This is a genomic window from Microcoleus sp. B4-C2, assembly GCF_036705265.1.
Taxonomy (GTDB): domain Bacteria; phylum Cyanobacteriota; class Cyanobacteriia; order Cyanobacteriales; family Microcoleaceae; genus Microcoleus.
Genome location: NZ_JAUBUB010000004.1, coordinates 26,602 through 51,753, shown reverse-complemented (window position 1 = coordinate 51,753; position 25,152 = coordinate 26,602). Strand labels below are relative to the sequence as shown.

Genomic DNA, 25,152 nt, shown 5'->3' with positions numbered 1-25,152 from the left:
CTGATGGCAACTTCCCCGAACCGCACCCACAGCAAAAAATCTCCTCCGTCTGGGCTGATTTGGCCGGCTGACACCGAGTTAGTCGGATTAGTGTTTGAATTGGCTCCCCGCGCTCCTAGCTATCTGTACGCGCAGTATGCTATAGGTTTGCACGCTTGGTTTTTAGGTCAAGTACAGCAAGCTGACCCGGATTTATCGCAACTTTTGCACGATGAACAGTCAGAAAAAGCCTTTACTATTTCGGGATTGGAAGGTGATTTGCTCCCCGGTGGCAAAGAATTTCAGCTTTTGGGCGATCGAATTTATCGCTGGTACGTAACAGGACTTTCAAAGCCTGTAGTGCAGTGGCTGAGTCAGTGGCTGCAAAATTTGCCCCAAGAGATAGATTTGCGAAATGCTCCGCTGCTAATTCGCTCTTGGGATATTGCTTTTGCACCCACAACTTACCAGCAATTATTAACAGCGGAACCCCCTTTTTCGCCAACCATCAAACTTAGTTTTGTGACTCCTACAAGCTTTCGTAGCAAAGGGCATCACTTCCCTCTGCCAGTTCCCGAAAATGTTTTTCACAGTTATTTGCGCCGCTGGAATAACTTTTCGGGGGGGAATTTTGACCAAGCACAATTTTTGAATTGGATTGATGAAAATGCGATTATTAGCCACCACAAATTGGAGTCGCAAAAGGTAGCGGCGGGCAAAAAAGGCATGGTAACGGGATTCACTGGGGCTGTGGAATTTGGGCTAGGGCGATCGGCTCACAATCGCCCTGATTTTGTACAATTATTTTATGCTTTAGGGCGGTTAGCGCCTTACTGCGGCACGGGCCACAAAACAACTTTTGGATTGGGACAAACGCGAGCCCAATGGTTGACAGAAGCGCTACCTGAAGTATCGATACAAAGCGTATTGGCGGCGCGAATAGATGAATTGACAAATAAGTTTATGGCGCACAGAAAGCGTAAAGGTGGAAGTCGCGCTGCTGAGATTGCTGAAACTTGGGCGACGATTTTGGCGCGCCGGGAATTGGGAGAATCTTTGTTTGATATTGCTGCTGATTTGGAAATGCCTTATGAAACTGTGAAAACTTATGTGAAGTTGGCAAGAAGGGCTTTGAAAGTGGAAGATTAGAGGGCATTGGGCATTGGGCATTGGGCATTGGGCATTGGGCATTGGGAATGACTGATGACTGATGACTAATGACTAATGACTGATGACTGCTGACTAAGGACTCTTAGTAAATAGATATATGTTGTCTCGCTGATATTTGAGTTGAAATTGAGGGTTGTTTTTTAGTTTAGTTATGAGGTTTTCCACAAAAGCTCGATCGCTCATCCAGCCAGGATATCTGAGGTTAAGCAATACATAATCAAATTCTGCGAGATTTGGAGGCGGCGTGTTAGCCTGAGTTAATTTTACTACAGGGCGGTGCGCTAAGTGCGGAGCAATCTGAGCAGTTGTTAAAACACTGCCTTTTGTTTCAACCAGAGAAATTGCCTCTCTGGTAGCGGGCAAAGTGTCGAACCCATTTAAATAAATAGTCCAAAAATAGCCGTATTTCGCTAAAGCTAAGAAAGCAATCAACGACCAAATTACAATGACTCTAGCCAAGGGACAATTAGGAAGTGGCAATCTATCAAATATTGTCTTTCCCTTTTGCTGATTGCTAGCTGCCAAACTGGAAATTACGGCAACCAATAAAAACGGCAATATCGGCACAGAATATTGATGAATTAAATCCCGCTGAGCGGGGATATCGGAAAGAATATTCATCGCCAACATCGGCACAGCACTAATTAAAGATGACAGATGACGCGGAGACAGCCACCAAATTATAGGTAATACCAATAACGCTAAATATTCAAAAGTATCTAAAGAAAACAAACGCCCTAAAACTAGATTTGGTTTGAATATTAAATTAATAGCAATTTCAAAAACCGACTTTCCCAAATATTGATATCGCCCGATTCCCGCGTGTTCTCTTCCCTGATTAAAATACGGTATAACTGCCTGAGTAGCTACCAGGAACCAACCCGCGCCTAAAAATAGAGCTATGAGCCCACAATTACGTTTTTTGTCAAAACACAACAGCCACAAACCCATCGCAGCCACAGTTAAAGATAGCACGGCTTTGCAGCTCAAAACTAATACAATAGCAGCACAAAACCACAAGGTTTTATTCAGCCTCGCGGCTAAGATTGCTGCTAGCATTGCTGGTAAAGCAATTACTTCTGGGTGGAAGTCGAAGAGATTGACATTAAATACTGCGGGATAAAGCAGATATACGCCTGAAATTGCAATTGCTTTCCCTTCGTTTAATCCCGCTTGACGTGCCAAACTCCAACTCGGCCAAGCGCCTAAAGCTAGGGAAACAGCTTGCACTAAAAAAAGCCAGTGAACATCGGGATATATTTTGTAAAGTAAAGCCAGTGGATAGAAAATAAAAGCAGCGTGATCGCCCCAAATATTTATTGCCATTAAAGAGGAAAATGGCGTTTGATTTTGGGATATCAAATAAATTGCTTGGTCAAAAATTGCTAAGTCGAATGCAGTTGACTGAAACAAAGCGTGCCGCGCGCTGCTGGCCGTAAATAAGACTATCGTTGTCACGACAATCATTAAAAATACTGGATGAGATTTTAGGGATTTTAAAGTTAGCATTTTATTGGCTTAATCAGCGATTCGTTTAAATAGCAGAACTTCGTTTTTTTGATAAGTTAATTGAAAATTGGGAGAGTTTTTAAGTTGATTTGCTAAGGTATCACCAAGTTTTTCAGTATCAGGCCAGGGATGGCGCAGGTTTAATAATATGTATTGAAATTCAGCTAAATTTGTTTGAGGCGAAATTTGTGACAGCAATTTTACTATTGGGCGGTGGGCAAAGTGAGGGGCAAGTCTATTATCTGTTAAAATACTGCTTTGGGGTTGAACTTGTGCGACTGCTTCGCGTGTAGCTTGCCAGGTATCTAGTCTATTTAGGTACAGATAAAAATCTTTATATTCGCCCAGAAGTAGGAAAATTATTAACGACCAAATTATCATGATTCTCGGCAATTGAATTCCCCGCCAAAGTTGAGAAATTCGGAAGTTTTTCAATTGTGGCAGATTGACCCATGTTAAAAAATGTTGCTTATTTGCTTTATCCTCTTCCTTGTTGCCTTTTCTTTCTTCCCTCTTCCTTGTTTCTTCCTTCGCGATAACTGCTAAAAATAAAAATGGAATTACAGGCACTGAATACTGATAGGCTAAGCTGCGTTGAAATGACAAGTCAGAGAGGATATTGATCAGCAGGGTAGGGAGGGCAGGAATTAGCGCTGTTAAATATTGTAGGCGTAGTTTGCCCGAAAATGGCAAGAGCAGCCAAATCACAGGTAAGGTGAGGAGAAATAAATATTTGAATGTATCGAAGGAAAGGATTTTTCCTAATACTAACTGTGGTTTTAATATGAGATTGATGATAATTTCTAGTACCGATTTCCCTAAATAGCCGTAGCGCCCGACTCCAGCGACTTCGCTGCCGCTAAAGAAGGGAATTATTTTCTGGGAAGCTATCAAAAACCAAGCTGCACCGAGCAAAAGTGCGATCGCCCCGTACCGTTGCTTTTTTTCGCAAAAAAACAGCCAGAAACCCATAGCAGCAACGGTTATGGACAAAACCGCCTTGCAACTGAGAACTAACACAATAGCGGTACAAAACCACACAATTTTATTTAAACGCGCTGCCAAAATTGCGGCCAAAAGTGCGGGTAAAGCGATTACTTCCGGGTGAAAATCAAATAAATTGATGTTAAATACCACCGGATAGAGCAAATAAATCAATGCGATCGCACGGGATTGTTCTTGATTTAAACCTGCCAAACGCGCTAAACTCCAGGTAGGCCAAGCCCCCAGGGATAATGCAACTGCTTGTACCAACAGCAGCCAATGCACATCTGGGTAAATTTTGTACAGCAAAGCTAGCGGATAATAGATTACCGCTGCGTGATCGCCCAAAATATGAATCCCCATTAAAGAAGAAAAAGGCGTTTGGTTTTGGCTGATTAAGTAAATTGCTTGGTCAAAAATTCCCAAATCGAAAGCAGTTGATTGGAATAAAGCGTGGCGTAAACTGCTACACAACAAGAAAATTGCCGCAGCAGTCGCGATCGCCCAAACCAAACTCGACGGTAGCTGCGATCGACCTTCCTCTCTATTTTCGGCGATCGAGACACTGATGTCCTCACGGTCATCAGCAAAATTTTCCCTATTCTGCATGAAATCTGGCACTAGGTGGTCAATCGATTTTAGATTTTAGATTTTAGATTTTAGATTGACCCCACGGATAAATTCGGGGGCTTGTGTATCGGATACAGGTTTTTTATTTCTGGACGGATGAATCCGGGGGCTTGTATCCTGGATGCTTTCGGTCACTCAAAATATGATTCCATCGAATGTGCTTTCCACGCAATAGTTAACGACTAATTTTTATCCCCGCAATCGTAATATTAGAATAATCCACAAAACATTAAAAAATTGTGAAAGCAATAACTCTTCTCGGCTCCACAGGCTCGATCGGCACTCAGACTCTGGATATTGTAGCTCAATACCCCGATCAATTTCGGATTGTCGGGTTAACCGCCGGACGAAATGTAACGTTGCTGGCCCAGCAAATTCGCCAGTTTCGACCGGAAATTGTCGCGGTTTGCGACGAAGATAAATTACAGGAATTGAAGGAGGCGATCGCAGACATCGACCCTCAACCTATTTTACTTGCTGGCGAGTCAGGCGTTGTCGAAGTTGCCCAATACGGTGACGCTCAAGCCGTCGTCACTGGCATAGTTGGCTGTGCCGGTTTGCTGCCAACAATTGCGGCTATCAAAGCAGGCAAAGATATCGCCTTAGCCAATAAAGAAACATTAATCGCAGGGGGCCCCGTTGTCAACCCCTTAATCGAAAAATACGGCGTTAAAATATTACCTGCTGACTCGGAACATTCGGCAATTTTTCAGTGCCTCCAAGGTGTTATGGTTGGCGGCTTGCGGCGAATTATTCTCACTGCTTCGGGGGGTTCTTTTCGAGATTTGCCGATCGACAAATTAGCAGGAGTAACAGTAGCCGATGCTTTGAAACATCCAAATTGGTCGATGGGGCAGAAAATCACGATCGATTCTGCTACTTTGATGAATAAAGGATTAGAAGTCATCGAGGCTCATTACTTATTCGGAATGGATTATGACGACATTGATATTGTCATCCATCCTCAGAGCATAATTCACTCGTTAATTGAGTTGCAAGATACCTCGGTTTTGGCGCAATTGGGATGGCCGGATATGCGTTTGCCGCTGCTTTACGCTTTGTCTTGGCCGGAACGAATTCATACAGATTGGGAACGGCTGGATTTGGTAAAAGCTGGGGATTTAACTTTCCGAGAACCCGACCACGAAAAGTATCCTTGTATGCAGTTGGCTTATGCGGCGGGACGTGCGGGCGGTTCGATGCCGGCGGTGCTGAATGCGGCAAACGAACAGGCAGTAGCGCTATTTTTGGAGGAGAAGATTCAGTTTTTGGATATTCCGAAGTTGATTGAGAAGGCGTGCGACAAACATCAAGCCGATAACTGTGAAAGTCCTGGTTTAGACGATATTTTGGCGGCAGATAGGTGGGCGCGGCAGGAAGTTTTGGCAGATAGTATGGAATTGGGCGATCGTATTCTTTCGGTTCGCTAATTCTATCAGCCGACTTGCACTTACCCACAAGCCCTAGGAGTGCATTAATTCCTCGTCTCATAGAAGACAGTCGGTTGAAACTTATATCTTGCACCATTCTCAATAAGCCTTTTAGGAACAGGCTTTCTGGCCTGTTCCACAAGAAAATTCACTCTTTGTGGAACAGGCATCTTGCCTGTTGCTGATACTGGTGCAATATCAGAGTTGAAACCGACTGCCCAACCTTGATAAATATCCAGTCCTCTTTCAGAGGACTTTAGCTATGAGACAGGGGTTTTTAACCCCTGACGGACTATGCCAAAAAGTGCAAAATATCGGCAAAACCATATTAAAGCTTGACCTGATTTTAGTTTTTTATTGACTAACTCCCAACTTGTGCCGCAAAATCAGCCGCACTCATCTTTTCGTACATTTCAAAAGGTTGGTGAATCCAAGGATTGTCCGCCAAATAATCTACATAATAATCCGGCTTTGCAACAGAACAAGCCTTGTACCAGAGTACAGCAGTCCGAATTTCCTGAATATCCTCGCCGTAGCGATTCTTGAGCCAAGCGATACCTTGCTCTAAACTAATTCCCGAATCCACCAAATCGTCAACCAGGAGAATGCTGCTGCCCAAATTATCGCCCACCATTGTCAAATCGCGGGCAAACTCGATCGCGCCCCGGACATTTCCCTCGGCCCCACCATAGGACGAGGCCGCTAAAATCGCCAGAGGTTTGTCGAAAATCCGCGACAGAGTATCTCCAACCCGCAGCCCTCCCCTCGCCAGACAGACAATTCGATCGAATTTCCACTGAGATTCCTCAATTTTTACAGCCAAATCCTCAATTTTCCGATGGTACTCAGCCCAAGAAACGTAAAGGTCACTCATTCCTAATATTATTTAAATATCAAAGGTATTATTAAATATTTTGGGGAAAATGACATGGATGCAGATGAACTTCTCAGACGGTATGCAGCCGGAGAACGGGTTTTTCACAAAGTAGACCTGAGCGGTGCCAATATGTCAAGGACAAATTTGCGCGATATTGACCTGAGTCACGCTAATTTAAAAGGTGCAAATTCGATCGGTCTCACCCTCTACAGAGCTAATCTGTATCAAGCAGATATCAGTCAAGCCAACCTCTCCCAAGCCAACCTCATGTCCGCTAATTTTGGCGAATGCGAGGCGGTGGGAGCGAACTTGAGCGGCGCCATCTTGCGGAGTGTCGTCTTCAGTGGAGCCGATTTAACGGGGGCGAGTCTCAGGGGTGCAGACATGAGAGATGCAAACCTTCAGGGGGCAATTTTGATTCAAGTTTATGCAGTTAACGCTAACTTGCAAGGTGCCAACTTGACAGAAGTAAAGCTTTGCGGAATCAACCTGAGCAAAGCAAATTTAACCGATGCAAACTTAACACAAGCTGACCTCAGCCGTGCTAACCTAACTCAAGCAAATCTGAGTTGGGCTAATTTGACGGAAGCAAATCTGGAAAAAGCTGATTTGAAGGGAGCCGATTTGAGTGGAGCTAACTTGAGCTGTGCAAATCTCCATCAAGCAGATTTGAGCGGAGTTTCCCTTAAGGGAGCAAATCTCCGGGGAGCAAACTTGCATCAAGCTTCTTTGCGTGGGACTAATTTGGATGAAGCGAATCTGAGAGAGGCCATGATGCCTGACGGCACAATCTGTGACTAAATAAGCTGAGAAAATAGAAGTTAAAACGGCAGGGTGCCTATGGCGCACCCTACATTTAGGCTAATGCCTAATTTTTTTAAGGGGATTTAATTCTGCCTTCAAGTGACAGTGCATTTAAAGAGTAGTGGCAAAAAATTTAGCACCGAGTTTAATCTACAACTTTCAGCCAGCCCCGGCGAACTGCGTGGAGCAAGCGGTTGATGGCTGTTTGATCTTCTTCGGTAAGACAGTCATTTAACAGCGCTGTCTTGAGCTGTTGTCGGTGAGTGGGAGTCAGCAGACCGGAGTGATATACCTGAAAGACTAGCTCTGCAATAGTAAATTGAGGTAACAGCGTTTGGGTTGTCATCATGTGTTTTTTTTTGAACTCACTTTTGACAGTATTAACTAATTTTTCCAAAATTTATGTGATTCAACTACGGGAGTAAATGTGATCGATTGGCTCTTGATGAGTGATTTGTGTCAGCCGGACTTGGGGATCGGATATTTCCTCGATAGCCCCGCAACTTGAAACACAAACCCCGTCCCGATTTCTCGCTTTTGGCAACTGCGAAATCTCTACTTTTGGTTAAGAAACGGTGACAAATAAATTAAGATTTATCTATTAAGAGATTACTAATGACTGCTAGCTAAATCGCATGGCTTAATTGAAGGTACAACTTTTAGCCTGTTTAGGAACCCGCTTTTACCTACATTTACCTAGTTTCTTGGTGTGGTCTTTGTTCCGTGGATATACTTAATAACCCGCCCAAAGACAGATACAAGTTTCCGACAGGAGTGGCCATCGATCCAAAATTTTAAGCTCTAGTTCAAGCTCCCAGATTCATATGTGAAGTCAATCTAAAATCTAAAATCTAAAATCTAAAATCTAAAATCGACTGGCTGCTTCAAATCAAAAATCCCGGCTTCTTCAAGAAACCGGTTCGAGCTTTTCGATCGCACTACAATTTTTTTTTGAGAGGGTTAATGGAGCGACCTACTCACTTCAATCTTATTGTTGGCAAAGCTTGACAGGAGAGAAAGTAAAAATACTCATCTCAACTTTTTGTGTGAGGAGACTAATCGGAAATCCTGACCCATCCGCGGCGGATGGCGTGCAGCAGGCGGTTGACTGCATCTCTGGCATCTTCGCTGAGAGCGCTTTGGCAGAGTTCGCGCAATCCGTGGCTTTGAGTGCGAGTCAGATTGCCTGAATTGGTGACTTGATAGAACAGTTCAGCGATCGCCCGATCGGATTTTAAAGTCAGAGCTTGCATGAAATCTCGTTGAACTCGACTATTATAATATCGAGCATTTGACAAAAGAGTAGGGTGATTGCAGTCGGCTAAGCTGTGCGATCGTTCTTGGCTCTATTTGTGACCGAAGTCTACCAGTATACGTGATTTAAATCACAGCAAACCCAATACCTCGATCGCATAAGCTATGATTGGGGTGGTAGCCTCCAGGTTTGACAAAACCTCGAAAAGCCCTGAACGCAAGGCTTTAAGTTTCCAATACCGTCGCGCAGCAGGAGTAATTCCGCTCAACATTGCAGGCTATGGACTTGCATAGCTGTGAAACTTTTGGTTTAAGACACTTGCAGCTTGTGGCTCAGGGCATAAAGTTGCGATCGGCGAGCCACCGCCTGAGATACAATAATTATAAATACTTCTATCCCATCTATAGACAGGGAGGTCAAAAAATGATAATGATTAGCTACTTTTCTATTGCCTTAATCGTTTTTCTTGTTTGGTTCAAAAGTTTTTGGAATGATACTGCGACATCTAAAAAAGACGTGATATCTTGGATAGCCTTAATAATCGGCCCTCTGTTTTGGCCTGTTGTTCTGCCCCTATCCCTTTTGCAAATTACTAGCAAAAAGTCTGTTGTACAAACAGCTCAATGCGAGCAAAAATTATAATAACTTTTGGAAGTAACTGGCTTCAACACACTCGCTTATCTCTTCCTAAATTATTCGGCGTGCATCGCTTTTGGCAGCGAGTAATTTATCTTGTTTCATACTAAAAAAATGCAGCTAGAAGGTAGAATCAAATAAAAATTCTGAATCCTAAAACAGTATTTTTTTACCGCTATCAAATTCTGCCTTCTGCTTTTTGATCCAGCCCAAAAACGGATACAAGTTTCCGACAGGAGTCGGCTGCTGCCCTAAATTTTAGGATCTTGTTCAAGCTCTCCGATTCATCTGTGGCATAAATCTCAAATCTCCAATCGTTGAACTAAGCGAGATTGACGCACGCCCTAGCCCACGTATCACGCCAAAGTCTCCAATTGACTGATGCCTAATTTTCTTCTGTCACATCGTGAATTAACGGTGCGGCTCAGTCAATCGATTGCGCGATTTTAGATTTTAGATTTTAGATTTTAGATTTTAGAATTGAAGCCTTGACTTGCGCGAGATAAATTCGGGGGTTCCTTTATCGGATACAGGTTTTTTATTTCTGGGTACTGAGTCTGCTTTCGGAATGAATCACGTGGCGGGTATCCTGGATGCTTTCAGTTAAAATTGTTCCGGCAAAATTGTCAGACTCACATTGTCGAACAACGACCGCAAAATTTTTTTACTCAAAAATTATCTGCCACCTCAACCAAGCTCAAAATTAATATGTAATTTAACATGGCCTGTTGCTTGCAAAAATATAACTTCAGACATATTTTAGTCGGCCGCTGACCAACTTAAGAATTTTCATTACTTCCGGCCACTGCGTACCATTAATCGAAGGTGGGAAAATCCTGGCTAGGCGTGGAAAAACAGCTAGACTCTTTGCCATTTAAGCTTTTCGGGCTCCCTTTATTCAAATCGTAGCAGCTCTAAACAGGAAATTGTAGAGTTCGTTTGCGCCCAAAATCCCTAACTCTTACCGCAGTTAGATAGACAATTCAAGGCAGAGACTGCAATATGAAATAGGCAACCAAAACTGTTTCAAGTCTCAAGTACGACTTATTTTTGGCGATCGGGCATCAGGAGTGTATAACGCGAGCCAGCTAAATTTTTGGAAGTACGAGATGTTTGGGAACTTCAAAAAAAAAGTGCCGTCACGGTATCCAAATTAGTTATTTGCATAAAAAGTAGGAGTCAAAATGAACGAAGTATCTGAGAAACCAATTTATAGAGTTCTTCATCTATTGTCGCTGCTAGCGCTGGCATACTATGGAGCTAGTTCCATCAATTATATTTTCGAGAGTGACTCTCACGCTCACATCTACAAGTACGACAGTCAGAGCAATTCCAACGCGTCACCAGCGCAACTAGAAGCACACCGCTAGGAATAAGTAGAGATTTTCTCTGAATGACTGGCGGATCAAATTTCGGGGAATTGGCTAATCGTTAATGATCAGCTCGAAGTTAACAACCATTAGTAAAAAAGTCTTTGCTAAAAACTCAATATTTTCACTCACAGGTACTAGCCATCGAATGTACCGCAAAAATTAACTATTTAATTTGTTCTCAAAAGAGACCAGAGTGATGAAAGGATGGCCAAGCATTTTCATCAGTAAGAGCCTTAATAGTTTTAGTAATCGCTTCATCAAGAACATTTGAAGGTGGATATGCTTCAGAAGGGAAAATCGCTTTGATTTTTGCCCACTACAGCTCGATGGGAGATAAATCCGGCGAGTATCGAGGTAAGAATTTTACATTGGCTTTGATAGATGCCATCAAAAAATTGACGGCTTCAGCATTCATGATAAACAGGTAAATTATTCATAACTACAATTGGGCTAACCCATAACTGAGGCAGGATTCGCCAGCAGCCCAAAAATTTATATCCTAGTTCCAGTTCCCAGATTCATCTGTGGACTAAATCTAAAATCTAAAATCTAAAATCTAAAATCTAGTGACATTACCCTCACAAATCTACCGGCCCACCGTTCATCCCAACTTTTGACCAAAAGACGCTCGCTACATTGTCTGATTGTGCGGATGGATGCGGATCATGGTTGAAATGACGGATGGGGGTTGAAAAACTGGGTTTTTAGCCAAAATTCTATATTGAGCGTGAGGGATTTGGCTGGAAACATCAAGGCGATGAGGCTCAAAAGTTCGTCCGGGACTGTATTGGGAGCCACTTTTGATTGAATCGGGCCTCCAGCGTGCGTGGGCTTGCTTTCAAAGCGAGTTACAAACTTTTGATTTCTGGGGAACTATTGGCGAAAATCAAAAGTCTGGTCAAGTACAGTGTACTTAAAAAAATCGCAGCTCAGTTCCAGCCTCATTGCGGGCGATCGAACTCTCCGGCGATGACAGGGCCCGCGGGCCCGGTGCAACTTCTCAATCTGGAGAGCATACTTCCATTAAAAATGGTCTCTGTGTATCTTCCGGGTATTGTTTTAATAATGACTAGCCATATCGATGGTCATTATGGTAAACTCGCAAACGTTTAAGTGGAATATTTTCGTGTTAGAGGAGGCAGTGGTGGAGTCGAGAGTCAAAAGCAGGAAACAACCGAGATTTGCTGCTCAACGAATACAGGATTCAACTCGCGCTCCGAGGCTCGCTGCTGACAATTTAAATTACATGACAGCTTATAGCAGCCGGGTCAATTAGGGTCTCAACCGATGTCCGGTTTCATTTATTGAATCCCTTTGGAGGGAAAAGTGTATTGTAGAAAAATGATTGATCTTTTAGGAGGAGTGTAAATGACACAGGTAACAAATCCAACAACACCAACTACACAACCAGGCGGTGTCGGTGGCGGTGGCTCAACCATTATTGGCACCCCCGTAGGCGCTAACAGGTTGAACGGCAGCCTCGGCAGCGATATCATTCTGACTTTTGAGGCCGCTGATGTCATCGCTGGTGGCACTGGCAACGACCTGATTATATCGGGTGGCAACAATGATAGTGTCGGCGGCGGCGACGGCAACGATACCGTCCTTTCAGGCAGTGGCAACGATGTGGTCGCTGGCGGTAGCGGCGATGACTTCATCTTTGGCGGTAAAGGGAATGACCTGGTAGACGGTGGCGATGGCAACGACTTGGTTTCTGGCGACAGAGGCAACGACACTGTACTTGGCGGAAGTGGCAGCGATACAGTCTTTGGTGGCCAAGGCAACGATCTTGTCAGCGGTGGCGATGGCAACGACATTCTCTACGGCGGTAAAGAAAACGATACTGTCGATGGTGGCGCTGGCAATGACTTGATCTCTGGCGACAGAGGCAGCGATGTCCTGATCGGCGGTGCAGGCAGCGATACGTTCTACTTCGCGAGTGCTGGTGGCGATTTCGGCGTAGACACGATCACTGACTTTACCCCAGGCGAAGATAAGATTCGCTTGAAGCAGGGCGGTGTGTTCGCTGGTTTGGGCAGCAGCTTCGAGGCAAGCGAGTTTGTCGTCGTTTCTAATTTCAACGCAGCCACTCCAGGAACAGCCACGACGAACAAGTTGGTCTACGACCCAACAAGCGGTGCGTTGTACTTCAACGGCACCAACGGCGTGCTAACTATTGCTCAGTTGCAGCCTGGTCTGACTATTACCTCGAACAACTTCGAGTTGTTCTAAAACAACTGGCAGTTGTGGGGCAGCACCGGATAAGATTCGGGGCTGTTCTCACAAAGCCGGTAGTTTTAAAGGATTTCAACCTCACTCTGCTACAAGCGGGGTGAGGTTGAAATCTTCAATGCAGGAACTAAAGCAGGGGCAGTTAAAAAAAATCGATCGACAGTTATTGATAAAATTAATCGATCGCCTGATACCAATTTTTTATGAGGCTGCATAGAATTCGATCCCCCCTAGCCCCCCTTAAGAAGGGGGGGACCGGAAGCTTCTTGAAGTCAACCCCTACTCCCCTTTTTAAGGGGGATTTAGGGGGATAGAGATCTGTGCAACTTCACATTAAATTGGTATGATCGGGCCAAATATAAATAGAAAGTTTTTAAATTAGAATTTCTAGGTTTTACTGAAGCGGTAAAGAAACCGCAACTGCACCGCTAGCAATGAGCACTGAAGAATATATCCGGCAAGCCCAAATTTATTTGAACCGGGGGAAGTTAACTGAGGCGATCGAGTTTTGCAACAAGGCGATCGAACTTCAACCGTTTTCGCCCTCGGCTTACACGACTTTAGGGGAAATTCTCGAAGCTCAAGGCGATCCGACGGCGGCAAGAGACGCTTTTGTGCAAGCTTTGGAGATTTCGCCCCAGTTTTTTCTGGCTCATGCTTATTTGGGTCAACTTTACAGCGACTATGCGTGGCTGGATGAGGCGGTTTTTCACTACCGACAAGCTCTGGATTTGAAACCAGATTGGGCAGAAGTTCATTATAACTTGGGAAATGTTTTTCACAAGCAGGGTAATTTGTTGGGGGCGATCGACTGTTACCGAAAGGCGATCGCCCAAAAACCGGATTATCTCGATGCTTTATACAATCTGGCTGTGGTTTTAGGTGAAAATAGTCAGCTCGAAGCGGCAATGGATACCTACCGACAGGCGATCGCCGTGGCGCCGGATTACGTGGAAGCTTACAGCAATCTGGGTGTGATTTTGCTCAAGGACGATCGGGCTGCTGAGGCGATCGAGGTTTACCAGCGGGCGATCGAGATTAAGCCGGATTGGGCGACGCTGCACAATAATTTGGGTCAAGCCTTGCTGGACAAAAATCCCGATAGGGCGATCGCATCTTACCTCACAGCTATTGAGTTGGAGCCGGACATGGTTTTGGCTCACTACAATCTGGGGAAAGCGTGGCAATTACAGGGGGAACATTCGGCGGCGCTTGCTTGTTTCGATCGCGCGATCGAGCTCAATTCTGACTATATTTCAGGCTATACAGACGCCGGGTTTTCTTTGATGGTTTTGGGCAAAATTGCTGAAGCCATGCCTTATTTTGAGCGGGCGATAGCTCTGAAGCCTGATTTTGTTGAGGCTTACTGTCGCTTAGCAGACAGGCGCAGAGTGGCGGCGGTAGAAGATGATGAATTGTCCAGGGCGATCGCTGCGTGCGATCGATTTCTCACAGCATTGATGGGAAGTTCGGCAACGGATTTTGTAGCGGATGTAACGGATGTCACGGATGTCACGGATGTCACGGATTTAACAGATTTAAAAGTAAATAAAAAAGATGGTGTGGCTAGATATTTGTCAAGTGCAGCTTGCGAATTACCTGTTGCTGAAATTTGCGATAATTTAGCCGAAATTTACTTGCATTTGGGAAATGCTTTAACAGAGTACGGCGGACACGAATCTGCCACCGCTTATTATCAAAAAGCTTTGCAAATTCAGCCACAAAATGCAGAGATTTACTGGCGGGTGGGAAATTCCTTAGCCCAGCAAAAGCGGTTCATTGCAGCAATTGCAGTTTACCGCATGGCTTTGACGATTCAACCTGCTTTACCGCAGGTTTATTTTGAGTTGGCAAAACTGCTGGAAAAACAGGGGCGCTGGGAACGGGCGCTCGATTATTATCAAAAAGTTTTAGAGTTGCAATTGCACGGGTATGGGGAGCAGAAAGAGTGGAAAAAACTGAGTTTTATCTTGCCCGATAGCACTTCTATCAAACCTCCTCACGCTATTTATTTATCGAGTTGGGATTGGCTGGTTAATGCTAAGTTGGAGGCTGACAATTATGTGGAAATATTTTGGAAACCTGCACCCGAAGCAAGTGCAGAAAATATTCCTAATTCCCAATTTGCGAGATCCAATTCCCAATTGGCAAATTCCGATTGTGCGGGGTTAACTTGCGGGCTGTGTTTGCAGCGACTTTCTAAGTGGTTCGATCCGGTGCATTTGGGTTGGGGAATTTGCCGTTTGTCCAACTCGCAACCGCTACCTGTGGAGTCGCCCAAGACTTTTGTGGCTGCAATTCCCAACGGGCGAGTTTGGATTGTGCCGCAGGAAAATTATTGGCTGATTTGCAAGGCGATCGCTGTAATTACTCCTGACAATTATTTGTTGGCTGATGTGTCGAGAGATTATCCGGGATTTTTACCGGGATGCGAAAAGCATGATGTGAGGAAACACAGCGTTTTTCAGTTAGAATCCTTTCCAGCTTTAAAGCAAATTGATGGTAGGGTGGCGGTGCTTTCTGGTTTGTCGGGGAATGTCTATTTTCACTGGATGGTTGATGTTTTGCCGAGGATAGAATTGCTGCGGCACAGCGGTAGGGATTTGGCGGAGATTGATTGGTTTTTGGTGAATAGTTGTCAGCACCAATTTCAGCGGGAAAGCTTGAGAATTCTGGGCATTCCAGAAGAGAAAGTCTTGGAGAGCGATCGCTTGCCTCACATTCAAGCAACCGAGTTAATTGTACCGTCTTTTGCGGGATATTTGGGCTGGCCTTCTGCGTGGGCGATGGATTTTTTGAGGCGGGAGTTTCTCAAGGGAATTATACCTAGTTCGAGCTATCCAAAACGCATTTATATCAGCCGCAGCAAAGCAAGATACCGACGAGTTTTGAACGAGGAAGATGTGGTTGAGGTTTTGGAGAACTTTGGCTTTGTTTCGATTTTTCCTGAGTCGATGTCTTTGGCAGAGCAAATTGCTCATTTTTACCACGCTGAGGTAATAGTTGCAGCCCACGGCAGCGGCTTGACAAATACGATTTTTAGTCGCCCTGGAACAAAAGTAATTGAGTTGGTGTCGCCTCACTATATCAGCCATTATTACTGGGGAATCAGTCAATATTTGCAGTTGGAACATTACTTTTTAACGGGCGAGGCTTTTGAATGCTATCCTATTAGACAGTTGATGTATCAGAATTCGCTGACTGAGGATATTTTAGTGAACTTGAGTTCGCTGAAAAGGATGGTTGAGGTGGTGGGTTTGAGTTAGTTGGTGTCTGGAGCAAGTTTAATTATGCCCTCGATTGAGAAGATGGAAAAGGCAGCGGTTGATTTGAGTCGGCAAGCAGAAGTTTATTTAGCCGAAGGAAAGTTGAATGAGGCAGTTGCTGCTTGCGAGTCAGCGTTGAAAATTGAACCGAATTTGGCGGCAGCTTGTCAGACGCTGGGAAAGGTGATGCAGGTTCGAGGTGAAATCGAGCAAGCTAAGCAGTGGTATGAAGCGGCGATCGATCGCAATCCAAATTTGCCGGAAGTTTATGCTAATCTTGGCATTTTGTATTCTCAGGGGAAACAGTGGGAAAAGGCGATCGCCAATTGTGAAAAAGCGATTTCGCTAGCGCCGAATTTTGCTGCTGTTTATCGGCAGTTGGCGAGAATTTGGACGCAGTTAGAGAAGCGAGAAGAGGCGGCAGACTGTTGGTATCAAGCTTTTAATATTGAGCCGAATTGGGCAACTGCTGAGGAGCACGTGACTCTGGGAAATAGTTTGGTTGAATTGGGAAAGTGCGATCGCGCTATTGAATGTTATTCCCGGGCAATTGGGTTAAACCCACAACTGGCCACAGCTTATCACAATTTGGGGGAAATGCTGATTGGCCAAAAACGGTGGGATGAGGCGATCGCCAATTACCGACAAGCCATTGCCATCAATCCAAATTCTTTTGAATCTTACCACAGTTTGGGTAAAACTTGGGCGGAGCGAGGAGAATTATATCGGGCGATCGCCTGTTACCGCAAAAGCATCGAACTCAATCCCAACTACGCTCGTGCTTACGTGGGTTTAGGTAATGTTTTGGTGCAGAAGCGCGAGTTGGATGAAGCCATTAAATGTTACCGTCAGGCTCTTGAAATTAATGATAATTCCTACTGGGCATACAATTGTTTAGGGGAAGCTTTGGCTCAAAAACAACTGTGGCCCGAATCTATTATTTGCTACCGCAAAGCTATTGAATTAAATCCCAATATTCCTTGGTTTTATGTCAATTTGGGAATTGCCTGCACCTGCGAAAAATTCTGGGATGAAGCTGTTAGCGCTTACCTGCACGCGGTTCATATCGAGCAGAATTTGGCGGGAATCAATCAGAAGTTGGGATATGTGTTGCGGAAGCGCAGCGCTGCGGGTTTAGACAGCACAATCGAAACTTATTGTCAAGGTATCGAGGTACTTGCAAGCGGGAAAATTTACCACAACTTGCTGGGAATTGAGTTAGATGGAGCAGAGTTTTATATAAATTTAGGCAATATTTTAGCGAAACAAAAGCTGTTGGAAGGTGCGATCGTATTTTATAGCATGGCGCTGCAAATTGAACCCAATGCTGCGGAAGTTGTCGCCCAACTCACAGATGTTCGCGCGAAACAACAGGACTTATACGCACAAATTGCCACTTACCGCCACCAAATTGAAATCGCTCCGAGCAATGCTCAGTCTTACAACGATTTAGGAAATATTTTACCGCAATTAGGGGAATTAGAAGAAGCAATTATTTGTCACCAAAAAGCGGGCGAATTGAGGGGTTGGCCTGAGTGTGCGTCAAAAAATTATCAATTTACCCAAGATTGGTTTACCCACAATATTCCTATTTGGAAACGGCATTTGCAGGAATTTACCGGAATTGCGGATTTTCAAGTTGTGGAAATCGGCAGTTTTCAGGGAATGTCGGCTTGCTGGCTGCTGGATAATATTTTAACTCATCCGACGGCAAAGATTACTTGTATTGATTTGTATTTTCAACAACATTTTAAAGGCAATATTGTTAAAACGGGAGCAGCAGATCGGGTAATTGAATTAGAAGGTTACTCTCAAGATTTGTTAGTGAATTTGACTTCGGAATATTATGATGTTGCTTACATTGACGGCTGTCATAAACCCACCAGTGCTCTGCAAGATGCGATTTTATCTTGGAGGTTGGTGAAAGTTGGGGGATTGATGATTTTTGACGATTACGAGTTTACGTTTCCCGACAGCCCGGAGCAAGATACTAAAATTGGGATAGATGTTTTTTTGGAGATGTTTGGAAGTCAGTTAGAAGTAGTACACAAAGGCTATCAACTGATTGTCAAAAAACTCGGCAATCAAAGTTTGGGCGAAGAGCAAAATCTGTTGTCTCTGGGTTGGGAAAAATTGGGGGATATTGCGGCAAATGCGGGTTATTTGGATGAGGCGATCGCCCGCTATCAAACAGCTATTAAAATTAAGTCTGGCAACTACTTAACTTACCACAATTTGGGTAAAGCTCTGCAAGAGAAAGAACTGTTTGAGGAAGCTCGGGCAGCTTACCAACGGGCGATCGCACTAAACCCTAATTTTAGTTGGTCTTACCACTTTTTGGGGGAAACTTTGCAGGCGATTGAGGAACACGGCGACGCCGCTGCTGCTTACCGCAAAGCTATTGAGTTAAATCCCGATTTTTGTTGGACTTACAACAATTTAGGCGATTTACTGATGGAGCTTTCTGAGTGGGAGGAAGCTGCTGTTGCTTACCGCAAGTTAGTTGAACTTAATCCCGATTTCTGTTGGTCTTACGACAGATTAGGTAAGGCTTTGATTGCATTGGAAAACTGGGAAGAAGCGGCGGCGGCTTACCGCAAAGCTATTGAATTAAATCCCGATGATTGTTGGTTGTACAATAGTTTGGGAGAAGTTCTGGAATTACAAGAAAATTGGCCCGAAGCAGCAGCGGCTTTTGGTGGTGCTATTGAGCTAGAATCCGATCATAGTTGGCTGTACAAAAAGTTTGGTGATGCACTGCAGAACCAAGGGGAATTGGAAAGGGCGATCGCAATTTACGAAAAAGGTATCAATCTCGATCCAAAATCCTGTTGGTGTTACGAAGGATTGGGTTTGAGTTTAATGGCTAAACAGCAGTGGGAACCTGCAATCGCTAATTTAGTTCAAGCCCTGCAAATTAAACCCGATTTGTTTGAAGTTTACGATAACATAGGTTATGCTCTGGAACAAAAAGGAGAAGTCGATGAGAGCGAGCGGGGAGAATACAGCAATCAAATCTTACCCTTAAGAATTCTCAAAAAATACTGTGGGTTTACAGAAGATTTGATCGTTGCAGCAGAATCGAATCCGCACCTCACCTGCATTGACATCCATCCTGCGAGTCAAATTAATTTATCTGATTCCAAAACAATCGACAGCAGCCACAGATTTTGGGAGCATCAAAGTCATTCCAGAAAAGCTTTTGTTGCCGTATTGCCAAACGGACGAGCTTGGGCAGATGTGGTGACTACCGCCGTGATTACTTCAAACAATAAACTTGTTACTGATATTTCAATGGGTTGTGCTGAATTGGTAATCACTTCCGACAAATTGCCTCCCGCTGAACACGTCGATGGAAATGTGGCTTTTTTATCTGCTCGCTGGGGTGGAGCCGCTTATTTTCATTGGATGTTTGATGTGATTACGCGATTTGACCTTTTGCAGCGGAGCGGATTGATAGAAACTATAGATAAGTTTGTTGTCAATGCCTCGGATTCTTCCTATCAAGCAGAAACTTTAGAGATTTTAGGAATTCCTCAAGATAAACTTTTAGAAAGTCGCTGCAATTTACACATTACCGCCGATAAATTAATAGTTCCTTCAATATCTTATGACGGATCTGGGGCAGTTTCAAAATGGAAGTGTGAATATCTAAAACAGACATTTTTAAATGAAAAACAGCCACTAAACACAGACTATTCAGAGCGAATTTATATCACCCGTAAACAAGCATCTTATCGGCGACTCGTCAACGAGGAAGAGGTAATTAAATACTTAGAAAAATTTGGGTTTCGCAGTGTCAAGTTAGAAACGATGTCGGTAGGGGAACAAGCATCATGTTTAGCTGCTGCTAAAGTAGTTATCGCACCTCACGGAGGGGGGTTGACTAATCTAGTTTTTTGCAGTCCGCGAACCAAGGTAATTGAGCTTTTTTCTCCCCTTTACGTGCCGCATTGTTATTGGATGATTAGCAATTTGTGCGGTTTGGAACATTACTATTTACTGGGCGACTTGGTGGATGACAAAATTCAGAAATGCCCCGGACATAAAGATATGCGGGTGGATTTGAACTTGCTGGAAAAATTACTGAGTCTGGCAGGAGTTTTTCATGGATAATGACTACTACCACAATTTGGGTAATTCCCTGCAAGAAAGCGGTAGGTTTGATGAGGCTGTTGCTGCTTACAAAAATGCTATTAAATTAAATCCTAATTTTTCTTGGTCTTATCACAGTTTGGGCGATGTTTTGCTGAAACTTGAAAAATGGGAGGAAGCTGTCGCTGCTTACAAAAAAGCTGTTGAGTTAAATCCAGATTTTTCCTGGTCTTATCACAATCTGGGCGATGCTTTGCTGAAACTTCGGCAATGGGAAGAAGCTGCTGTTGCTTACCGCTGCGAGATTTCACTCAAATCTGATTTTGCTTGGTCTTTTTGCAATTTAGGCGACGCTTTAACTAAACTCAAACAGTGGGATGAAGCTATCGCTACGTATTTAAAAGCTATTGAAATTGACGGAGATTTGCCGGGAATTTACGAGAAGTTGGGATACGCTCTCGGACAAACAGAGTCTGATTTAAACTTAGTGTTAGAACAATCTCAATTGCAAATTACACCGGAAAATTGGGAGTTTTATTTGCAGTTAGGAGAGAATTTAGCCAAGTACGATCGCCCAAAAAGCGCAATTATTTTTTACCAAATGCTCTTGACAAAATTGCCTATTTGTGCAAGTCTGTCAGCGGAATTGGAGGAGTTGTTGCAGCAGCAAGAAAAGTATGATCGCGCATTAGCGTCATCTCGCGCAACTGTCGCCCAAAAACCAGATGATTGCTGGTCTTATTATAATTTAGGTGCTGTTCTGAGCCACCAAAAATATTGGGAGGAAGCGGCGGCGGCATTTTTCCAAGCAATAGAAATAAATCCCGATCTTCCTTGGTGGTTTTATTACAATTTATGGGAAGTTTTTGTTAGGCAAAACAAGTTAGATGAAGTTGAAAATTTGTGCCGCGAAGTTGTTGCAGCTAAACCGGAGGCTTTTTGGCCTTATCTGAATTTGGGGGAAGTTTTGACGAGGCAAGGTAAAATTGCCGAGGCGATTGATTTTTATCGAACTGTCAGTTACAAACAAGGTTTTGCATCTATTATCAGTAAGAGAACAGGCAAGATGCCTGTTCCACAATCAGATACAGGCAAGATGCTTGTTCCACAAGCAGAAACAGGCAAGATGCTTGTTCCACAAGCAGAAACAGGCAAGATGCCTGTTCCACAAGCAGAAACAGGCAAGATGCCTGTTCCACAAAATTGGAACTTAAAAGCCGTTAAAGTTCCTAACTTTATAATTATTGGTTGTCAGCGGTGCGGGACGACTTCTCTGTATACTTATTTAGCTCAACACCCGCAAATTTTGACTCCGATTAAAAAGGAGATGGATTTTTTCTCGTGGCACTTTGACAGAGGGATTGATTGGTATTTGGCTCATTTTCCGCCAATGCCTTCGGGAGAGCAATTTTTGACGGGCGAAGCAAGTCCGAGCTATTTTGACTATCGGGAAGCACCGGAACGTCTCTACACCGCGTTTCCAGAGGCTAAACTGATTGTACTTTTGCGAAATCCGGTCGATCGGGCGATTTCTCAATTTTACCGCTTGACTGGCTTAAATTGGGAAGCGCGATCGCTCGATCGAGTAATTAGCGATGAAATTGAACGGTTGAATCAAAATCCAGAATACATCATCGGCGAGGAACCGGGGAATTATTTAGCTCGCGGTAGGTACATAGAATTTATCAAAAACTGGCGGACTTTCTTTCCCCAAGAACAGTTGTTAATTTTGAAAAGCGAAGATTTTTATGCAGGTGCGGCGACAACCGTCAAGCAAGTTTTAGAATTCTTAGATTTGCCGGAATATCAATTGTCTGAATACCAAAATGCTAATCCCGGTTCTTACCAGCCGATCGATCAATCGGTTCGCGACAGGTTGATCGATTATTTCCGACCTTACAATCAGGAATTAGAGCAATATTTTGGGAGGCAGTTTGATTGGGAATAAAGTTGAGCTAAAATTAGCTTCTTCGTTACTTAAGATCGCGAATTAAATAACTTACAATTTTAATTGTTATTGTGGGATGGGCGTCCCGCAATTCCAAAAAGGACGGGCGGGACGCCCATCCCACTTTCAAGAGTGGAAGTTATTTAATTCTCATTCCTTACTATGCTAAATCAATAGTTAAATCAGTAAAATCAATTGAACAAATATGTCAAAATGCCAATCAAGTCCTTCTCAGGCTTGACATTTAAGCGAGTTTGATTGTTAACTATAAATAGTCACTCTTAGTTTGGGGGAGGAATTATAGTCATCACCACAAAAAAGGTACTAAAGTTCTAACAGAGCTTCTGAATATACAAGGAATTAAAGAATTAAAGCCCAAACCCTACTCCCCACAAAAAAACTTACTCTTTGTGGAACAGGCAGGAAAGCCTGTTAAGCGAGAATGCTAAAAGATGCAATTGCGAACACTTTCATCTCGTTTAACTTGCTCTACCACCGCCCTAAAACAGAATACTTAAATCCCCGACTTCTTCAAGAAGCCGGGGATCTAAAACAATAAAACTGCCCCTACAAATTAATGAGTACCCGCTCCAGCCGCCCGTTTAAACGCCTCATCAAGCACTTCCGAAAGCGTCGGGTGAGTGTGAACTCGGAATGCTAAAGTATTAACAGAATCGCGCTGGGCGATCGCATTGGCCGCCTCCTGAATCAAATCCGAAGCGTGCAAACCGAAAATGTGAACTCCCAACAACTCCCCAGTATCTTTCCGGTAAATCACCTTAGCCATACCGTCAGTTTCACCCTCCGCAATAGCCTTAGAATTTCCCTTAAAATAACTCTTGACAGAACCGACCTCAAACCCTTCAGTTTTTCCTAACTCTTTGGCCGCAGGTTCAGTCATCCCCACATAGCTAATTTCCGGGTGAGTAAACGCCGCCGCCGGGATACTCAAATAGTCAACTTCGCGGGCACGATCGCAAATATTTTCCACCGCAGCAATTCCCTGAGCAGACGCAGAATGCGCTAACATCATCTTGCCATTAACATCGCCGATCGCCCACAAATTTTGCACCGGTTCTCCCGCCGCCAAAACCTGCATCTTATCGTTAACTGGGATATAACCGCGCATCGTTTCCACCCCAACAGTTTCTAACCCCAAATTCTTACTCACAGGAACCCGACCAGTTGCTACCAAACAAGCATCAACTTCCAAAACTTCGACAACTTCCTTAGTTTTGAAATCAGCTAATTCAATAATTACCGGCGAACCAGGAGTAATCTTCTTGGCCAAAACACCTACTTTTGTTTCAATATCGCGGGGTGCAATTAACACTCGTTCTGCTAACTTAGCAATATCCGGGTCAAAACTCGGCATCAATTGGTCTAAAGCTTCAATCATCGTAATTTCGCAGCCCAGGGCCGTGTAAATATCCGAAAACTCCAAACCGATATAGCCGCTACCAATAATTGCAATCCACTTCGGTAGCGATTCCAACCTGACAGCATCATCGCTGGTAAATACAGTTTTGCCATCAATTTCTATCCCAGGGGGGACGAAGGGAACCGAACCGGGAGCGAGAATAATATCCTTGGCGGTAATAGTTTTCTCGCCTTTATCGGTTTCGACGGTAATTTTTTGAGCACTGGCAATTTTGCCCCAACCTTGAATGACATCGACGTTCAAACGTTTGAGGCTGTTAGTCAAGTCGCCGCGAAGTTTGCTAACAATAGTATTAGCGTGATTGGCGATCGCCCCGCGATCGAAATCCACACTGCCCAATTGAATACCCAAAGTCTTTAGGTGGTGGGCATTCCGCAAATCTCGCACCCGCCCGGAAGCCGCCAACAGCGCCTTCGAGGGAATGCAGCCCCGATTGACGCAAGTCCCCCCCATGTCCCCTGCTTCGATAATTGCCACTTTCAGCCCGCAGCTAACCGCGTGTATGGCCGCCCCGTGTCCGCCCACGCCAGCGCCGATAATTGCTAAATCGTAATCAAATCCCTGAGTCACCTTAAAATCTCCTAATGCCTTTGAAATCTTAGGACTCAAGCAAAAAACACCGTATTTCCGTCCTTTCGGGGTGGCGCGTTGCCATCGCAACCCTTGAACAGCGGTAATAGTTGCATAAGTCCTGTCTCCTTATTCTCGACTAGACTAGGGTTAATTAGACAACGAAAGAGCCCTAACTGAGATTTTTTCAGGGTCAATGATTTTGAGCTGGGTCTGCACCAAGTCTCAAATCACTCAGTAGGCGGGTGTAGAGTTAAATATAGTTTGAAGGCTGACAATGCCCGCGGCAGGTTTTATAGCAGGGCGGTTTCATTCTTGGTAGGGGCCGTGCTCCCGTGCCGGCCCTTTTGGCTGAAACCCCCATTCGATGGTTGGTGGCGGGGGTAGGCACGGGGAGTAGGGGTAGCACTACCCCTACAAAAACCTCGTTTTTGGTGAGAATGAAACAGCCCTGGGTTTTATATGGGGCAGCAAGTTCAGCCACAGGCATTCCCATCGCCCGGTTAAATTCTGTCCTCCTGCTTGTTTTAGTCGGTTTTCATGTCTAATATCTGCACGCGCCGGGGCAGACAGACTTTGTTGGCAAATTTTAGACCCTATGGAGTGGCTTATGACGGATGACGACGACCAGAAAGATTTACGCCGGGCCTCGGCTCAATCATTTTTTGAGTCCCTGGATGAATTGTTCGATTCTATAGAATCGAACAGCACGCAAGCTGCACAACCGAAATCTCCACCGCCTCCGGCTAAACCTTCGAGTCAGTCTTCGAGTTTGCCGAAGAAGACTAGACCTGCGAAAATTAATTTGTCGGATTTTGAAGATGCGATCGCCGATTTGGAACAGTTTATCCAGAAAAAACACTCCAAACGCCCGGAATCCAATCAATAGTGCGATGACACATTTTCAAGTAATGACTGTTGACTGTTGACAAGCGAATTTCAAAGGTGGTACC

The 25,152-nt window shown here is 44.3% G+C and carries 17 protein-coding genes; 10 read left to right on the top strand and 7 right to left on the bottom strand.

The features are described 5' to 3' along the window. Positions 1 to 3 precede the first annotated feature (3 nt). Entirely contained in the window at positions 4 to 1,128 is a 1,125-nt protein-coding gene (gene cas6, locus QUB20_RS02585; RefSeq protein WP_333243046.1) for a CRISPR-associated endoribonuclease Cas6, read from the top strand. Positions 1,129 to 1,221: 93 nt separating this feature from the next. Here cas6 and QUB20_RS02580 read toward each other — a convergent pair whose 3' ends face one another. Together QUB20_RS02580 and QUB20_RS02575 are read right to left on the bottom strand one after the other, a co-directional pair. Continuing rightward, entirely contained in the window at positions 1,222 to 2,658 is a 1,437-nt protein-coding gene (locus QUB20_RS02580) for a DUF2079 domain-containing protein (protein WP_333243042.1), read from the bottom strand. A 9-nt stretch (positions 2,659 to 2,667) separates the two neighbouring features. Next, complete coding sequence (locus QUB20_RS02575) at positions 2,668 to 4,251, bottom strand: DUF2079 domain-containing protein (protein WP_333243039.1); 1,584 nt, start codon at positions 4,249 to 4,251, stop codon at positions 2,668 to 2,670. A gap of 260 nt (positions 4,252 to 4,511) precedes the next feature. On the opposite strand from QUB20_RS02575, the gene dxr reads away from it, so the two are divergent. Continuing rightward, positions 4,512 to 5,702, top strand: a complete 1,191-nt coding sequence (gene dxr / locus QUB20_RS02570) for a 1-deoxy-D-xylulose-5-phosphate reductoisomerase (RefSeq protein WP_333243036.1) — start codon at positions 4,512 to 4,514, stop codon at positions 5,700 to 5,702. Positions 5,703 to 5,746: 44 nt separating this feature from the next. Here the strand turns inward: dxr and QUB20_RS02565 are convergent, their stop codons facing one another. Together QUB20_RS02565 and QUB20_RS02560 are read right to left on the bottom strand one after the other, a co-directional pair. After that, positions 5,747 to 5,872, bottom strand: a complete 126-nt coding sequence (locus QUB20_RS02565) for a hypothetical protein (RefSeq protein WP_333291136.1) — start codon at positions 5,870 to 5,872, stop codon at positions 5,747 to 5,749. A 191-nt stretch (positions 5,873 to 6,063) separates the two neighbouring features. Next, complete coding sequence (locus tag QUB20_RS02560; protein ID WP_333056486.1) at positions 6,064 to 6,576, bottom strand: phosphoribosyltransferase family protein; 513 nt, start codon at positions 6,574 to 6,576, stop codon at positions 6,064 to 6,066. Between the two features lie 54 nt (positions 6,577 to 6,630). Here QUB20_RS02560 and QUB20_RS02555 point away from each other — a divergent pair, with 54 nt between their 5' ends. Continuing rightward, positions 6,631 to 7,380: a pentapeptide repeat-containing protein gene (locus tag QUB20_RS02555; RefSeq protein WP_333056487.1), complete on the top strand. Its 750-nt coding sequence runs from the start codon at positions 6,631 to 6,633 to the stop codon at positions 7,378 to 7,380. A 148-nt stretch (positions 7,381 to 7,528) separates the two neighbouring features. On the opposite strand, the gene QUB20_RS02550 is transcribed toward QUB20_RS02555, so the two are convergent. After that, a complete protein-coding gene (locus QUB20_RS02550) occupies positions 7,529 to 7,729 on the bottom strand; it encodes a hypothetical protein (RefSeq protein WP_333056545.1) in 201 nt (66 codons plus the stop codon). 709 nt (positions 7,730 to 8,438) lie between these two features. Continuing rightward, on the bottom strand, positions 8,439 to 8,636 hold the full coding sequence (locus tag QUB20_RS02545; RefSeq protein WP_333056488.1) for a hypothetical protein: 198 nt from the start codon (positions 8,634 to 8,636) through the stop codon (positions 8,439 to 8,441). 1,822 nt (positions 8,637 to 10,458) lie between these two features. Here QUB20_RS02545 and QUB20_RS02540 point away from each other — a divergent pair. The 6 genes from QUB20_RS02540 to QUB20_RS02515 all read left to right on the top strand — a co-directional run bounded on the left by QUB20_RS02540 (position 10,459) and on the right by QUB20_RS02515 (position 22,188). Beyond that, positions 10,459 to 10,644 (top strand): hypothetical protein, encoded by a 186-nt coding sequence (locus tag QUB20_RS02540; protein ID WP_333243033.1) that lies wholly within the window; start codon positions 10,459 to 10,461, stop codon positions 10,642 to 10,644. Between the two features lie 1,093 nt (positions 10,645 to 11,737). After that, complete coding sequence (locus QUB20_RS02535) at positions 11,738 to 11,923, top strand: hypothetical protein (RefSeq protein WP_333096849.1); 186 nt, start codon at positions 11,738 to 11,740, stop codon at positions 11,921 to 11,923. Between the two features lie 92 nt (positions 11,924 to 12,015). Further along, on the top strand, positions 12,016 to 12,879 hold the full coding sequence (locus tag QUB20_RS02530) for a calcium-binding protein (RefSeq protein WP_333243030.1): 864 nt from the start codon (positions 12,016 to 12,018) through the stop codon (positions 12,877 to 12,879). Between the two features lie 434 nt (positions 12,880 to 13,313). Continuing rightward, complete coding sequence (locus QUB20_RS02525; RefSeq protein WP_333243026.1) at positions 13,314 to 16,145, top strand: tetratricopeptide repeat protein; 2,832 nt, start codon at positions 13,314 to 13,316, stop codon at positions 16,143 to 16,145. A gap of 24 nt (positions 16,146 to 16,169) precedes the next feature. Beyond that, positions 16,170 to 20,261: a tetratricopeptide repeat protein gene (locus tag QUB20_RS02520; RefSeq protein ID WP_333243023.1), complete on the top strand. Its 4,092-nt coding sequence runs from the start codon at positions 16,170 to 16,172 to the stop codon at positions 20,259 to 20,261. Beyond that, a complete protein-coding gene (locus QUB20_RS02515; protein WP_333243020.1) occupies positions 20,254 to 22,188 on the top strand; it encodes a tetratricopeptide repeat protein in 1,935 nt (644 codons plus the stop codon). The genes QUB20_RS02520 and QUB20_RS02515 overlap by 8 nt, the downstream gene beginning before the upstream one ends. A 574-nt stretch (positions 22,189 to 22,762) precedes the next feature. Here QUB20_RS02515 and lpdA read toward each other — a convergent pair. Further along, complete coding sequence (gene lpdA / locus QUB20_RS02510; RefSeq protein ID WP_333243017.1) at positions 22,763 to 24,199, bottom strand: dihydrolipoyl dehydrogenase; 1,437 nt, start codon at positions 24,197 to 24,199, stop codon at positions 22,763 to 22,765. A gap of 610 nt (positions 24,200 to 24,809) precedes the next feature. On the opposite strand from lpdA, the gene QUB20_RS02505 reads away from it, so the two are divergent. Then, positions 24,810 to 25,088 (top strand): hypothetical protein, encoded by a 279-nt coding sequence (locus QUB20_RS02505; RefSeq protein ID WP_333291133.1) that lies wholly within the window; start codon positions 24,810 to 24,812, stop codon positions 25,086 to 25,088. Positions 25,089 to 25,152: the final 64 nt, after the last annotated feature.